Origin of the sequence: Dokdonella sp., from assembly GCF_041395345.1 — a bacterium.
Classification (GTDB): Bacteria; Pseudomonadota; Gammaproteobacteria; order Xanthomonadales; family Rhodanobacteraceae; genus Dokdonella.
The window spans coordinates 184,530-199,895 of sequence record NZ_JAWLAR010000001.1 but is presented as its reverse complement, the minus strand read 5'-3'; the positions used below and the strand labels follow the sequence as shown (position 1 = coordinate 199,895).

Genomic DNA, 15,366 nt, shown 5'->3' with positions numbered 1-15,366 from the left:
AAAAGTAATGATGAAGAAAATCTTACATAATCATTAAAGATAAATAAGGGCCCTGTCGAATAACAACTGAGACAAGCTGTCACGAACAGCAGCCCCGGAAGGATTCCGCCTTGCTGAAGGCATCGCGGTCCTGAACGCGGCAGGAACGCGGCCTGGAAGCCCGCGCGCTCGCCAGTAACTGTGCCGCGACGCTGAGCTGCCACATGTCGCTGCCAGCTGCCGGTGCTGGTATGGCGTCGCGGCAGCCGCAGCGCTTACCGCATCTGCGCACACGCGGCGTGCCTTGCCGCGCCAGGTCGGCGGACCTTAGTTTTCGCCGCCGTTCCGCAAAAGGCGCCCTCACTTGTCATCGACGTTGTCGCCGAGGTCTTCTTCGCATGCCGCCGCGCGCGTTCGACAAGGTCATAGGTTGAGGTCAGTCGCAGTATCCAACCTTCCGCCAGTACCACGAATGGTCGCGGTTGAAGTCGCTCGTCGTTCGGCGCCGTCGCATCCGCCGGCCATTCACGCCGACATCGTCGCACGGCGATATGCCTGCCATTGCCCGATGTCTCGTCCTGGCGTCTTAGCCGCCGCCGATCCAGCAGGTCGTTGCGGCATCTCGTCCATCACAGCTGAGTCGCAGACGCCCGGCATCTGCCGCCTTCGGCTGATCAGCTGAGGCGGTCGCGAGGACTGCGCTGCAGACGCTGGCGCGAGACCGTGGTGAATACCGGTCGACTGCTGGTCTTCAGCTGCGAGCGTGAATGGTCGAACGCAGCTGTTACGAACGCCGGAGTTTCACGCCACGGCGGATAACGCCATCTTCTGAAGCCCGCCCGAAGGCCGGACCCAGCACCGTGAGCGGCACGGATGCAAAACGGATGGCGAAGAACCAGCTGCACAGCGAGGTGGTCCACAAACAGGATCTGACAGTATATTCCGCACAAGGCAGCCAAATACACACCTGAGAAAGCAACCACGCCAATATAAAGCTGCAGATACGAACTGATGACGCTCACGTTCCGGCGGGTGTGATCACGTCAATCACCACCGCATGGTCGTCGTCCAGATCTGGAAGCACGTCCGCCTACGAGGTCGACTACGACCCGCACGCGTCCCTGAACCATCCGATGCACACACGGACGCCGGCGGTGCAGGCGGCTTAGAGGAAACTTTCTAACCAACGTCAGCGCGATACGGTAGACAACGGGTCAGACCACCCCGGAGAGAACCTGACTAACTGATTGGACGTCCCTGCGGTGTTTCGGCTGATCCCCGGCCACCGGACAGTCCGATGAATGAATGAGGTCTTCGGGTGCGGTTTATACAGAGGTCCGAGTCAGCGCAACCGACTCAACAAGACCGATTACGGAAAAGCAGTCTGACAATCGTTGCAACACGCAAAGCACTGACACGCATCACGCGGAAAAGAGAAAACACGATGACCGGCAGTGGCCCAAAAGTCAGGGAAAAAGCGTCATGCGCCCTTCGGAGTTGACGGCAAGTCTCTTACGGACCAGTTAGCCAAGCTTACGAGTAGAAGCATGACGAAGTTCGCTTGAGATAGTACACAACAGTAAGATCAAGCATCGCCAACCAGAAAGCACTCAATAGCCATGAGCCCATAGTGCGCACAACGATGGCACGTGCTAACAGGATGCCGAAAGAGAATAGGCCCGCCAAAATGCCATAGCTCAAGCAGACGACCAACAACGAACACACAATCTAACGGGAACGCCAAAACGCCGATCGAGTATGCGAATGCTGCAACCAGGCAAGCTGAAAAGGGATACTATGTTCAGTGATCGAAAAGACAACGAAGCTCTCCTCACAGCTGGCTAACGTGCCGGCTGCTGCCGCCGCGCGGCAGCGGTTGGTTGAAACGCCGTGTCTGTACGGCGGTCGGCTTGAACACACACAGTTAGGCAGCGCTGCCACGAATGATTTGCTCCAAGCGCTCAACAGCCAGGCGTGCGGAATGCTGTTTGATGGCACCCTCCTTTGCGACACCGCGAATGAAAACCGACTGGCCCTCAACTTTGACACGAAGAACCGTCGGATTGAGGTTCAGATGCCCGGACCCTACCAGGGCGTAGTAGATGCCTCGGGCGGGAACCGATGGCAGCTCAGAGATGGGTTTGCCAATGGTAGTGAGCGAAGAGGCCACAACGCTTGTGGCGCGCTCACTTGGGTTGAGACGAAATTCGGCTTCATGTGCGACGTTCGGCAAGAGCTTGGCGCTCCAACGCGCAGCAAACCCGCCAAGCTTCCAGCTCGCGCCTGGCGACTTTCGATTCAACGTCGGCCATGATTGCGCTACCTAACACCAGAATTGAGCCGCGTGCGCTAGCACGTCGGCTCGATGAAAAGTTAGAATCCGCCCGATGCTCAACCCAAATACGCTCGCCCGGATGGTGCTCAGCTATTGTCGTTATGGAACTGCAGATTGATGACGTTGAGAGCGGATCGATAGTGTCCGAAAAGCGGGAAAGATCTACGCCTTTTGCTCTTAACGCATCAACTTCTTGATCGGACAATACTCCGGCATTGACCCAAATTGCGACGGCGGGCCCCCAACTAGATTTACTAGCTCATCGTAGCCAGGGCGCGAAAGTACGAAAAAACCATTCGAGTTCTAACGTTTGAGTTGGAGCCGCTTCGCGGCGTCGGCTTGAGCGAATTGTTATGCATTGTTTCTTTGAAATAGAGCCCTGTTAGCTTCTCAGTAACCAGCATGTGTTTTATGTGCTCTGTAGTGATGAGAACTCGGCCACGACTATTACCCGAACCAAAAACAATATCGGTTCCAGAAATGTCCGATTCAGGCTCTGACAACAGGAAAGCAGGGGTTGCGCCGGCAACAGCCTTGTAGAAGCCACAAGCGTGCCAGAAATATTCTATTTTGCTCTTCCTTGATACTGAGTCAAACGGCAGCAACGCATTGGTCGGATAACAAAGAACCTTGACCTGATGGAAGCGGCAGAAACTCAACTCCTTTCAACTTCAGCCGTTGACATGCTTCCTTGAATTTTAGGGAGGCGATATTGTATCCGTCATAGGTTGACGACAGGTTCGTATACCCTTCTTTTGACACGAAACGAAGGATTAACAAAGTACAGGTCAGTTTTATAGCCGCACACAGGACAAACTGAATGTTACCAACATCGTCAAACAGGCGATCGGCGAACCGCACATATTTGAGTCGTTGTCAGGGCCCGAAAGGCTGTATGTGGTCACTTAGTTTTCCAATGCATAACACCGGAAATAAGCCGCCGCGTTAGCGGTCGGCTTGATTGATTAGTTGGGTACCGACCGCAAGAATTCAGCGACATCCGACGAAGGTTGCAGAAGCTCACCATCAATTGAAATTGGCTCGACTGTGCGAATTGAGCACGCCACGACCTTAGGTGGTTCACCAGCTCTTCCGTATGCAAACACTAAAAGCTGAACTCCCTACGAATGGTGCAGCGCAATCAGAATTGAAGCTGGGGTCAACCGAGATCGGTGCACCCTTTGTGACGTTACCCTTCAATGGGCGATACAACGAATGGAATTGGTTCACCGTCTTTTCTTCGAGAGTGGGGTCAGCATCGGTGCTTCCGACAAATGCGATGGACGCGTCTTGGGAGCTTCTCAGTGAGCGAAGCTCCTGTGGCACTTACAAGCAAGCGCATTGCCTGAAGCCAGAAGGAGCAATACACACAGTTTCGGGATTCTGAACATATGGATCCAACACCTGAATTGCCGCGCGTTAGCACGTCGGCTCGAATGACTAGTTATGCACTTTGTATCATCCAGACTTTCGGTGATCGAAACGCATATCGCCAAAGTGCAAGATACATTGGAGCAACAAGGACAATAGAGAAACTGACTATCATGAGGAAGGCGAAATCCCGCTGTCCAATGTCTGCTGCAAAGAGTGCAAGTCCAACAATGTTTGCCACGACCGACGCAACGAAATACAACACCCAGAACAGCCGCCAGCCGACCGCAACCTGAGATATGTAGCCCCACAAGCCGGCAAGTGCAAACGCGTTGACGATTCCAAATGCGAGCTCAATTGGCGAGCTTACGCCCTGGATAAGCGAAACGACTGCGAGAAGCAATGAGAGGGCGAAGTAGAACCACCAGATGTAACTCGGCACGGTGTTTTCGATGGTTCATTGAGTGCATAACACCGAAATAAGCCGCCGCATCAGCGGTCGGCTTGATTGAATAGTTGGGGTTCGGCACCGAGCACGACAAGTGCATTATTGGCGTCCCAGCTCAGCATTACCTTCGTGAAAGTGATTACCCTCAGACGCGTGCCAATTGATACTTGAGGGGCCGAAGTCACTGCGCTTTTTGGGCAACCGCATCCGGACCAAGGTTGCACAGTGACCTTAAGAATTTCCCCGTTTTTCTGCATGGGTGTCCACGCGTCCAAGACTTGCACCTCTAGCGCCGGATTCCTTCATTCGTTTTCGGAATACCCAACGACTTTGCCGATGTAGGCGCAAGCGTACCCAATAAAGTAGGGAATAGGCGTACTCAGTTGGCCCCGGAACCAAGTGCATCTCGAAAGTGGAGGGCTGCACGACAAGGCGTACGTTCGGGTAAAGTTAGCAGCACTAAAGCGCCCATTAAATTTGAAACGCGCATTCCGCACCCCAACACCGGTAATAAGCCGCCACGGAACGTGGTCGGCTTGATTTATTAGTTAGCGCTCGGCGGTCGCTGAGGCCGTCTTGGCAATTTACGCAAAGCTGTTCTTGTAGTTGTACCGGCATAGGACCCGTCCATGCCGAAACCATCAATAACAGAGCGGGAAAAAAGAATGCTGTCGCCCTTCGCCGGCACACTTGGGAGCTCGAAACGCCGAATGTAACTTCATAGGCTTGCCCACGTACTCCGCGCAGTCAGTATAGCTTTCGACCTCATACTTCGGCCTTCGAGGCACGAACAACATCGACAACTAGCTCGTAGGTTTGTTCTGGCCCGATCTCCACGCGCTGAATTTCAGCCTCGAAGTCGCAGAACTCAAAGCCTGAGGCGCGGGCGCTCGCCGGAACAAGAAGCATCAGAGCTATTGCAACAATTTCGACTCGATCCATTGGCGCTAACACCGGAAATAAGCCGCCGCGTTAGCGGTCGGCTTGATTGAACAGTTGGGTGGGCGACACATAATCTACCGTGCTGCCCGCCGGAATGAAGCCGTACACCTTATACCCTGCAACCGTGCGCTCTCCCGGCACATTCAGTCGTACCAGCGCTGTTGATAGCTCGTAGCTGCTCGGGATTAGCAGCAGCTATTTCTACCCACTCGATAGTGTTGTAGCCGCCCTGCTTGATGTGATGCAGCCAGTCTCCGTCCCAACAGGACTCGTATCTGTTCTCTACGTCGCGGGTGCGCCAAAGTGGTGCGCGGTCAAGTCCAAGCATGGCGATCCGCAGTTCCTCCCACTTGGTGTTGTTCATAACCGGAATCATGACAAACGCCCTCGACCACCCAACTACTATTCGGTCCCACAATGGGATCTATTCCCACAGCCTAACATGGAGAACTAAGCAAAAGCTGTAGGAAATATCCTACAAAAATCATCGTGTTCCGCCCATCGTGCGGTCTAATCTGGGGATAAATGTCTGGATAGGGATCGTCAATGAAATCAACGGATCTGATAGTTGGCGTCTCATCGGAAGCGGGCGGGGAGCCGCCGCGTCTGTTGGATCAGTTGCGTTCACGCGTGCGCAGGTTGGGGTTGTCGCTGCGTACGGAGCAAGCCTACGTCGCCTGGGCACGCCGCTTCATCCTGTTCAACGGCAAGCGCCACCCGGCGCAGATGGCCGAGCGCGAGGTCGAGCATTTTCTCACTCACCTTGCGACGAAGGGAGAGGTGTCTGCCTCTACCCAGAATCAGGCGCTATCCGCGTTGTTGTTTCTCTATCGCGAGGTGCTGGGGCAGCAATTGCCGTGGATGGAAGACATCCGGCGCGCAAAACGTAGCGAGCGCTTGCCAGTGGTGCTGTCGCGCGGCGAAGTGGTGTCGGTACTTGACGGTATGAGTGGGGTGACATGGCTGATGGCCAGCCTGCTCTATGGCGCGGGCTTGCGACTAATGGAGTGCATGCGCTTGCGGGTGCAGGACATAGATTTCCTGCGACGAGAAATCATGGTGCGCCATGGAAAAGGCGGCAAGGATCGCAGGACTGTGCTGCCTGAAGTCAGCATCGAGGCGCTGAAGGCGCAACTCGTCCATGCGCTTCGATTGCATGAGAAGGACCTTGCAGCCGGGTACGGTGCGGTCTGGTTGCCCAATGCATTGGCGCGTAAATACCCCAACGCCGAGCGCGAATGGAGCTGGCAATACGTCTTTCCGTCGAGTCACCGCAGTCTTGATCCCCGCGCCGGAATCGAGTGAATCGCCCCGGCTTTTCCGGAGGCTCCAACCTTTGAGAGGATGGAGTCATGAAGAAATCAGAAAGAGTGTCACCGGAATCCCGCGAGCGGGCAGTTCGAATGGTTCTGGATCATCAGGCGGAGTATTCGTCGCAGTGGGCCGCGATGAGTTCGATCAGTGCAAAAATTGGCTGCACCACAGAAACATTGAGACGCTGGGTGCGTCAGGCCGAGCGGGATCAAGGCTTGCGTGCAGGTCCTACCTCGGAAGAGCAGGAACGCATCAAGGCGCTTGAGCGTGAGGTTCGAGAGCTGCGTCAGGCGAATGAGATTCTGCGCAAGGCCAGCGCTTATTTTGCCCAGGCGGAGCTCGACCGCCCATTCAAACGATGACAGCGTTCATCAACGATCACCGAGATGTCTACGGAGTCGAGCCGATCTGCAAGGTCCTGCCGATCGCTCCGTCAACTTACTACGAGCAGGCTGCAAGGCGAGCTGATCCCGCCCTTCGTCCTGTGCGTGCAATCCGTGATGAGGCGTTGTGCCCTGAGATTCTGCGCGTATGGCGCGAGAACAAGGAAGTCTACGGCGCACGCAAGGTATGGAAGCAGATGCTTCGGGAAGGTATCCAGATCGCTCGCTGCACGGTAGCCCGGTTGATGAAGAGGCTGGGCCTGAAAGGCGTAAAACGAGGCCGGGTTGTGAGGACCACCTACAGCAACAAAGCGGCTGCATGCCCGAATGACCTTGTAAACCGGCAGTTCCAGGCTGAACGTCCAAATGCGCTCTGGGTATCGGACTTCACCTATGTCTCGACCTGGCAAGGCTTCGTCTATGTCGCATTTGTCATCGACGTGTTCGCCCGTCGGATCGTGGGTTGGAAAGTATCAAGCTCATCGCGAACCGACTTCGTGCTCGATGCGCTTGAGCAGGCGCTGCATGCCCGTCGACCGACCCAGGGCGGTCTGATCCACCACAGTGACCGAGGCGTGCAGTACGTCTCGATCCGTTACACGGAACGTCTGGCTAAAGCCGGGATCGAGCCTTCCGTCGGTAGCGTCGGCGATTCCTACGACAACGCCTTGGCCGAAACCATTAACGGCTTGTACAAGGCCGAGGTCATCCATCGGCAGAGCTGGAAGAATCCGGACGCGGTCGAGTTCGCCACGCTGGACTGGGTGGACTGGTTCAACAACAAGCGCCTACTCGGTCCGATTGGAGACATTCCACCTGCAGAAGCCGAAGCCAACTATTATCAGCAACAGGGTGAGCTCGCCATGGCGGCGTGACTCACACAAACGAGTCTCCGGGATTCCCGGGGCGATTCAGAGCGTCGGCATCATCTTGACGAGGGCGTACTGCAGCGCGCGGTCAAGGCGGCGGTGCGACGGTCGGGGATCAACAAGCCCGCCACCTGCCACACCCTGCGCCACAGCTTTGCCACGCATCTGCTCGAATCGGGTTCGGATATCCGCACCATCCAGGAATTGCTGGGGCATGCGGATGTATCGACGACGATGATCTACACCCACGTGCTGAATCGGGGCGGGGCCGGTGTCCTGAGCCCGCTGGATCGAAGATGAACGGGCCCGCGGATGGCAAGGGCCATCCGGGCTGACTCCAGGCAGGCCCGATCTCCCACGAAAATCCCGATGGCTGTTCTATTCAGGCCTCAAGCAGTGCCAGCTCGCTATACTTCCTTGATTCAGCCAGCATCGAACCCGCGTGCCAGAACCCATCGTCCCGATAAGCATTACCGCAAACACTGCCGTTTCCGCGCTCGGATGCGGACTCGCTGATCACCTTGCCGCGCTGACTGGCCGCAAGAGCGGTCTGCGTGCGAACGATTTCACCCGCGAACCCCTGGAGTGCGCGATCGGTCGCGTGGATGGGCTGGAGTCGGCCGGATTGCCGGACGCCTTCGCCCGTTACGAGTGCCGCAACAATCGGCTGGCCTGGATGGGGCTGAATGCGGACGGGTTCCTCGATCAGGCGAGCGCGGCCATCAACCGCCATGGCGCCGACAGGGTGGCCTTGCTGGTTGCCACGTCCACGTCCAGCATCGGGGCCACCGAGGAAGGCTACGTGCGCCAGCAAGACGGCCAGATGCCGGTCGAGCTGCAGCGCCCGGAGGTGCATACGCCGCATTCGCTGGGCCTGTTTCTCGAAAACGTTCTCGGAACGCGAGGCCCCTGCCTGACCACGGCCACCGCCTGTTCCTCCAGTGCCAAGATCTTCGCCAAGGCCGAACGCCTGATCCGGCTCGGCGTGGTCGATGCCGCGATACTGGCCGGTGTCGACTCGCTCTGCGGCAGCGTGCTGTTCGGGTTCAACTCGCTGGAACTCGTGGCGCCGCAGGCCTGCCGGCCCTTCGATGTGCGCCGTTGCGGCATCTCGATCGGCGAGGCGGCCGGGTTCGCCCTGGTCGAACGCCAGGGTCCGGCCACCGCGCCGCGCCTGATCGGCTGGGGTGAATCCAGCGATGCCCACCACATGTCGACACCGCATCCTGAAGGTCTGGGCGCCCGCCTGGCGCTCGAGGGGGCACTGACTCGCGCAGGTATCGGCGCCGCCGAGGTCGACTACATCAATCTGCACGGCACCTCGACGCCGAAGAACGACGAAGTGGAGGCCGGCGTGGTATCGGCTGCGTTCAGCGAGCGCACCCGGGCCAGTTCGACCAAGGGCTGGAGCGGACACACGCTGGGTGCCGCCGGCATCCTCGAATCCATCGTCTGCCTGCTCGCCATGGAGCACGGGTTCGTGCCCGGCACCCTCAACTGCGAACAACCGGATCCGCTGTGCGGCCCGCAACTGGCGCTGGCCAACGAGTCGCGTGACGTCCGCATCGCGCTGAGCAATTCCTTTGGATTTGGTGGCAGCAACAGCACGCTTGCGTTCGCCCGCGGAGCGACGCCATGAGCGCGCTCGAGATCGATATCGAAGGCATCGGATTCTGGGCACCGGGCTGGCCGGACTGGGAGCGCGCGCGTGCCGGACTGCGTGGCGAGGCCGAGGCCGATCCGCAGGCGCCGGTCAAACCGAGCCCGACCCTGTTGACGGCAGCCGAGCGCCGGCGTGCGCCGCAGCCGGTGGCGCTGGCCTGCGAAATCGCGACCCAGGCTTGCGCGGCATCGGGTCGCGAGCCGTCGACCCTGCCCAGCGTATTCGCCTCCGCGCTCGGCGACCTGCTGATCACCGACTACATGTGCACCACGCTGGCCAGCGCGCCACGCGAACTGTCGCCGATCCGCTTCCACAACTCGGTGCACAACGCACCGGCCGGCTACTGGACGATTGCCGCCCAGTGCCATGCGCCGTCGACATCGATCAGTTCCTGGCACGCGAGTTTTGCGGCGACCCTGTTCGAGGCGGCTGTCGAAGCGATTGCCGACGACACGGCCGTACTGCTGGTTGTCTATGACACCGAAACGACCGGACCCCTGGTCAAGGTGGCTCCCTGCAGCCTCCAGTTCGGCACGGCCCTGGTGGTCTCGCCACGGGCGAACGGCAAGTGCTCACTGCGCCTGCGCATGAATGCTGCCAGTGAGGATTCCGGCGCTCAGATCGAAATGCCCGACGCCTTTGCCAGCCTGGCGGCGGGCAATCCGATGGCGGCCGGTTCATTGCCGTTGCTGGCTGCGCTCGCGGCCGGCAAGCCGACCCGATTGCAGCTGCCGGCCGGCGCTCGATCCCTGCTGCAAGTGGACGTTGACGCATGAGCCGTCCATCGCAGCCTCGCATCGCCGTCCTGATTCCTGCCCTCAACGAGGAACTCGCGATCCGTCGTGTCGTCGAGTCGGCCCTGGCCGTCTTGCCGGATGTGATCGTCGTGGACGATGGCTCGACTGATCGCACCGTGGATGAACTTGCCGGCCTGCCTGTCACCCTGTTGCGCCATGACACTCCGCGCGGCAAGGGCGAAAGCCTGCGCGACGGATTCCGCGAGGCGCTGCGACGCGGCTTCGATGCGGTCGTGGCCATGGACGGCGATGGTCAGCACGATGCCGCCGACATCCCGCGCATGCTGGCCGCTGCCAAGGCTTTTCCGGACAGTCTGGTTATCGGCGCGCGCATGCGCACACGCGACAACCAGCCGAATGCACGCCGTCGCGCCAACGCGGTCGCGGACTGGGGCATCTCCTGGGGCTGCGGAATTCCCGTTGCCGATACGCAGAGCGGCCAGCGCTACTACCCGCGTGCAGCGATGGAACTGGTTGATCTGCCTGCGCAGGGTTTCGTGTTCGAGGCGGCCATCCTGATAGCCGCAGTGCGCGAAGCCGGTCTTGGCGTGGTCTCGGTACCGATCGAAACCCGCTACAACCACGAGTTTCGGCTCAGTCATTTCCGCCCTGTGCGCGATATCACCCTGATCTCGCTGTACACGATCGGCCGTGTCATTCATTACGGCAACGTCATTCAAAGCTATCGGCGGTCGCACGCGAGCGCGCCATGCATCGTCGATCCACCACTGACAGAACAGCACGGACCTGCGTGAATCCAATGTCGATGCTGTTCCTGCAGCTGGTCGTCATTCTCGGTGTCGCCCGACTGCTTGGCCTGTTGCTCGGCAGGATCGGGCAACCTCCGGTGATCGGTGAAATGCTGGCCGGCATCCTGCTGGGGCCGATGCTGCTCGGCGCCATCGCACCAGCGGCACAGGCCTGGCTGTTTGCACCCGAAAGCCTGGCTCCCCTGGAAGGGCTGAGCCAGATTGGCCTGGTCCTGTTCATGTTCATCGTCGGCGCCGAGTTGCGCTTGCCGGATGGTGCGCGGCGTCACCTGACGGTGGCCGGGCTGACCGGTCTGCTCAGCGTGTTGTTGCCGTTCGCACTGGGGCTTGCGATCTCACCGATGCTGCACGGTCGATTCGCACCCGCCGGTGTCGCGTTCTGGCCGTTCGCCCTGTTCATGGCCGCGTCCATGGCGATCACGGCGTTTCCGATCATGGCGCGCATCCTCAAGGAACGCGGCATGACCGAGTCCGCAGTCGGCCGCCTGTCGCTGACCTCCGCGGCGCTGGCCGACGTGCTCGCCTGGATCGTCCTCGCCTTCGTCGTGGCGATGATCTCCTCGCGCGGCGGCTGGGCCGGTTTTGCGGTCACGGTTCTCGGAACGCTGGGCATGGCGGTATTTGCCTTCGCCGTGTTGCGTCCGTTGCTGGCCCGCGCGCTGACCCGCCATGGCGTCGATGGTCAGCCATCGACGGGCCTGCTGGCACTCCTGCTGATTGGCGCATTCGCGTGTGCCGCGATTACCGATGCGCTGGGTCTGCACGCCGTATTCGGCGCGTTTGTTTTCGGTTCCGCCTTGCCTCGCGACAATCGCCTGCTGGCCTGCCTGGTCGAGCGCATCGAACATGTGGCCGTGCTGGTGCTGATGCCGGTGTTCTTCGCCCTCGCCGGTTTGCACACGACGCCGGACGCCCTCGGCGGAGCCGGTGGCGTTGCCCTTGCCCTGATTCTCGCCGCCGCCGTGCTCGGCAAGGTGCTGGGTGGTGCGGCAGGCGCGAAGGCGGCCGGGTTCGGCTGGCGCGAGGCATTTGCGGTAGGCTCGCTGATGAATGCGCGGGCCCTGATGGAACTGATCGTCATGAAAGTCGGTCTGGATATCGGCGTAATCGGCGCCGAGATCTTCACCATGCTCATGATCATGGCAATCGTGACGACACTGATGACCACGCCGTTGCTGAGCCTGTTTACGCGGACGAAGACAGTTCAGCTCACGCCAGCGAATGGCGCTGCAACCTTGCGGAACACTCCATGACAACTGATGCACAGCACGATGTGGTAATCCTTGGCGGTGGCCTGGCCGGCCTGTGTCTGGCCTTGCAGCTGCGCCAGAAATTCGTCGATCTCGATATCGTCGTGCTCGAGCGCAATATGCATCCGCTGCCGCTCGCCGCGCACAAGGTGGGCGAATCGAAAGTCGAAATCGGCGCCCACTATCTGGCCGATACGCTGGGTTTGCGCGAGCATCTCGACAGCGCGCATATCCGCAAGTTCGGCTTCCGATTCTTCTGGAGCGACCAGCGCTACGATCTCGACGGCGTCACCGAACTGGGTGTCAGCCACGTGCTGCCGACGCCGACCTGGCAGATCGACCGCGGCATTCTCGAAAACCATCTTGGCCAGCTTGTCCGCGAGCGCGGCATCCGGTTTCTGGACGGCTCGGTCGTACGCGGCATCGAGTTGGGTCAGGGCGAGGCCGCCCATATCGTCGATGTCACGACGGCGGGTGAGGAGCGTCGCCTCTCGGCGCGCTGGGTCGTTGATGCCAGCGGGCGTGCCGGACTGATCCGGCGCAAGCTCGATCTGAACGAGGACAACGGCCACGACGGCAATGCGGTCTGGTTTCGCATCGATGATCTGTTGTCGATCGACGAATGGTGCGAGGACAAGGCCTGGGGCCAACGCTGCGACCCGCCCGAACGCTGGCGCTCGACCAATCACCTGTGCGGACCGGGTTATTGGGTCTGGCTGATTCCGCTGGGCTCGGGTGCCCATTCGGTCGGCATCGTCTGCGACGCCAATCAGCATCCGCTGAAGGGCATGAACACGTTCGAACGTGCACTCGAATGGCTGCACGAGCACCAGCCACTGGTTGCCCGGGCTTGCGAGGCCAGGCGCGACAAGCTCATGGATTTCAAGTTCCTGCGCAACTACTCGTATGGCTGCAAGCAGGTTTTCTCGGGCGATCGCTGGGCACTGACCGGCGAGGCCGGGGTCTTTCTGGACCCGTTCTATTCGCCCGGCACCGATTTCATCGCCATTTCGAACACCTACATTTGCGAGCTGATCGGCCTCGACCGGGCCGGAAAGTCGGTGGCGCCCTACGCGCGACTGTTCGAGCAGTTCTACTTCTCGTTCTACTCGAACACGCTCGGCATGTACCGCGGGCAATACGGCCTCTTTGGCGACGCCGAGGTCATGTCCAACAAGGTGCTCTGGGACTACACCTACTACTGGGGCGTGCTTTGCCAGCTGGTCTTCCAGAACCGGCTTGCCGACGTCGCCCTGCTCGGCGCCTTGCAGAGCGACCTCGCCGAGGCCGCCCAGCTCAATCTGGACATGCAGGCATTCTTCCGCCGCTGGGGCGAGCGGAGCCAATCGCCGAACGAAGCGGTGATGCTCAATCAGAACGAGCTCGGCTGGTTCGTGGACATGAATCGCGGCCTGCACGATGTCCTTGACGAGGCGGCCCTGCGCGAACGCATGCACGCGAATGTCGGCCTGATGCGGGATCTGGCTGCGACGATGGTAGCGCGTGCCCGGGCGGCATGTCCGTCACTCGACGTCGGCCCATTGCCCTCGCTGGCCTCATCGACCACGCCGCTGTTCGCTTCGGCGGCCTGAGCCGGCTCCGGCCCGATCACGCCCCGGAGGCAGAGTTTCGCCTTGCGAAACTAACGGATCGCGGGCTCGGCCTCTGCTTGTGAATTGTTGCGCTACTTGAAATGGCTGAATCCCGGGAGCACCATCGCATGCCGACCGTGTATCGGGTCTGGAATGTTGCCTCGCAGGGGATGTGTCATGAAACCAGTTTACAGAAATATGTTATTTGCTTTATTGGCGACTTCGGCAGCCATCGCGCAGGCCGATGACGCAAAGGTCGATTCCGCCAGCGTCAATCCGGCGGTGGCACCGATCATTCGGGTCAGTACGAATACCGTCATCGACTACCCGGGCGGCACGCCTCCGGGCAACGTTGTCGGCTCATTCGACGCCCAGGATTCGACCTTCAACCGGCCGGTCACGTGCGGATCGCTGTCCGGTGTCGGCACGGCCGTACCGTTCGACACGATCACGCTGACCAATTCAGGGGCGAATACGGCAACTCTCAATATTCGACTCGGTCAACAGGGCGATCCTTCGACGGCTTGTGGAACCGTGATTGACCCGTTTCTCGTGGAATATGACGGCAGCTTCAACCCGGCCTCCCCGCTGACCAATTGCCTGCTGGTCAACGACGACACCAATGGCTCGACAGATCGATGCCCTTCGTTTACCGGCATCAGTATTCCGAGTGGATCGACTCGGGTTTACGTGCTGACGACATTCGACAATGCCGCGGCCTTCAATTATGAAGTCACCTTTGCAGGCACTACGCCGGTGTCCCTGCAATCCTTCGAGATCGAATAGTCCCCAACCTGCTCCGCCTCGCCGCCGACTTGCTCGCGCGGCGGGGTTCAGCCCATGCCGCCATTGACGCCGATGACCTGGCCGTTGATGTAGGCGGCGGCTTCGCTGCACAGGAAGCACACCAGGGCAGCAACTTCTGCGGCGGTGCCAGGGCGACCGGCCGGGACCATCGCCTTGATCTGGGCCTTGTCGTAAAGCTCGCCGAGCATGCTGCCTTCAATCATTCCCGGCGCGACGACGTTGACCGTGACGCCGCGCGAGGCCATTTCGCGGGCCAGTGATTTCGACGCGCCATGCAGGCCTGCCTTGGCAGCGGCGTAGTTTGTCTGCCCGCGATTGCCGAGTACGCCGGCGACCGAAGAGACGCTGACGATACGCCCGAAGCGCGTCCGCGCCATTGGCAACAGCAGCGGCTGGGTCACATTGAAGAATCCGTTCAGGGATACGTCGATCACGCGTCGCCATTGCTGCTCGGACATGCCGGCCATCGGCGCATCGTCGTGAATGCCGGCGTTGTTGACGATGATCGGAATGGGGCCGTCAGCGAGCAGGAACTCGAGCGCCTCCTTCGAGGCCTGCGCGTCGGTCACATCGAAAGCGATCGCAGCAGCCTGTCCACCTGCCTCGCGAATCTCCGTGGCGACGGCTTCGGCGCGTTCGATATTCGAATTGGCATGCACGATCACGCTGCAGCCATCGCCTGCCAGACCGCGCGCGATCGCGCTGCCGATATCACCGCTGCCGCCGGTGACGAGGGCGCGTCGAGGGGATGTGTTCATGGTTCAATTCCTTGCACGGATGCTGCCCTGAATGTGCTTCGCGGGTCAGCATACCAAGTCGTCGTGATTGTTCCCGCAACGTGGCAGT

At 59.9% G+C, this 15,366-nt stretch carries 13 protein-coding genes, 2 pseudogenes and 1 other annotated feature; of the genes and pseudogenes, 10 read left to right on the top strand and 5 right to left on the bottom strand.

Annotated features, from left to right (window positions below):
• The first annotated feature begins 1,783 nt into the window (after positions 1-1,783).
• Entirely contained in the window at positions 1,784-2,293 is a 510-nt protein-coding gene (locus R3F00_RS00925) for a hypothetical protein (RefSeq protein ID WP_371279817.1), read from the top strand.
• 275 nt (positions 2,294-2,568) lie between these two features.
• On the opposite strand, the gene R3F00_RS00920 is transcribed toward R3F00_RS00925, so the two are convergent.
• From R3F00_RS00920 to R3F00_RS00905, 4 genes are all read right to left on the bottom strand, one after another.
• A complete protein-coding gene (locus R3F00_RS00920) occupies positions 2,569-2,973 on the bottom strand; it encodes a hypothetical protein (protein ID WP_371279816.1) in 405 nt (134 codons plus the stop codon).
• Positions 2,974-3,758: 785 nt separating this feature from the next.
• Entirely contained in the window at positions 3,759-4,127 is a 369-nt protein-coding gene (locus R3F00_RS00915) for a hypothetical protein (protein WP_371279815.1), read from the bottom strand.
• A gap of 771 nt (positions 4,128-4,898) precedes the next feature.
• A complete protein-coding gene (locus R3F00_RS00910; protein WP_371279814.1) occupies positions 4,899-5,075 on the bottom strand; it encodes a hypothetical protein in 177 nt (58 codons plus the stop codon).
• A gap of 109 nt (positions 5,076-5,184) precedes the next feature.
• Positions 5,185-5,439, bottom strand: coding sequence for a DUF6678 family protein (locus tag R3F00_RS00905; protein ID WP_371279812.1), 255 nt, complete (start codon positions 5,437-5,439; stop codon positions 5,185-5,187).
• 182 nt (positions 5,440-5,621) lie between these two features.
• Here R3F00_RS00905 and R3F00_RS00900 point away from each other — a divergent pair.
• From R3F00_RS00900 to R3F00_RS00860, 9 genes and pseudogenes are all read left to right on the top strand, one after another.
• A pseudogene (locus R3F00_RS00900) lies at positions 5,622-6,371 on the top strand (integron integrase); the annotation flags it as partial.
• Positions 6,372-6,427: 56 nt separating this feature from the next.
• A protein-coding gene (locus R3F00_RS00895) for an IS3 family transposase (RefSeq protein ID WP_371279811.1) occupies positions 6,428-7,647 on the top strand; the annotation gives its coding sequence in 2 pieces (ribosomal slippage) (positions 6,428-6,713 and positions 6,713-7,647; 1,221 coding nt in all).
• Positions 6,706-6,822 (top strand) — a sequence feature (AL1L pseudoknot). Its footprint overlaps the gene before it by 117 nt.
• Positions 7,648-7,689: 42 nt before the next feature.
• A pseudogene (locus R3F00_RS00890) lies at positions 7,690-7,941 on the top strand (tyrosine-type recombinase/integrase); the annotation flags it as partial.
• Between the two features lie 142 nt (positions 7,942-8,083).
• A complete protein-coding gene (locus R3F00_RS00885) occupies positions 8,084-9,280 on the top strand; it encodes a beta-ketoacyl-ACP synthase (protein WP_371279810.1) in 1,197 nt (398 codons plus the stop codon).
• Positions 9,277-10,080: a beta-ketoacyl synthase chain length factor gene (locus R3F00_RS00880; RefSeq protein WP_371279809.1), complete on the top strand. Its 804-nt coding sequence runs from the start codon at positions 9,277-9,279 to the stop codon at positions 10,078-10,080. Before R3F00_RS00885 ends, R3F00_RS00880 begins: the two co-directional genes overlap by 4 nt.
• Positions 10,077-10,856 carry a glycosyltransferase family 2 protein gene (locus R3F00_RS00875; protein WP_371279808.1) on the top strand — a complete coding sequence of 260 codons (780 nt, stop codon included), beginning with the start codon at positions 10,077-10,079 and terminating at the stop codon, positions 10,854-10,856. The genes R3F00_RS00880 and R3F00_RS00875 overlap by 4 nt, the downstream gene beginning before the upstream one ends.
• Positions 10,853-12,124 carry a cation:proton antiporter gene (locus tag R3F00_RS00870; RefSeq protein WP_371279807.1) on the top strand — a complete coding sequence of 424 codons (1,272 nt, stop codon included), beginning with the start codon at positions 10,853-10,855 and terminating at the stop codon, positions 12,122-12,124. Before R3F00_RS00875 ends, R3F00_RS00870 begins: the two co-directional genes overlap by 4 nt.
• Entirely contained in the window at positions 12,121-13,713 is a 1,593-nt protein-coding gene (locus tag R3F00_RS00865) for an NAD(P)/FAD-dependent oxidoreductase (protein WP_371279806.1), read from the top strand. The genes R3F00_RS00870 and R3F00_RS00865 overlap by 4 nt, the downstream gene beginning before the upstream one ends.
• Positions 13,714-13,911: 198 nt before the next feature.
• A complete protein-coding gene (locus R3F00_RS00860; protein ID WP_371279805.1) occupies positions 13,912-14,499 on the top strand; it encodes a hypothetical protein in 588 nt (195 codons plus the stop codon).
• A 47-nt stretch (positions 14,500-14,546) separates the two neighbouring features.
• Here the strand turns inward: R3F00_RS00860 and fabG are convergent, their stop codons facing one another.
• Complete coding sequence (fabG, locus tag R3F00_RS00855; RefSeq protein WP_371279804.1) at positions 14,547-15,278, bottom strand: 3-oxoacyl-ACP reductase FabG; 732 nt, start codon at positions 15,276-15,278, stop codon at positions 14,547-14,549.
• Positions 15,279-15,366: the final 88 nt, after the last annotated feature.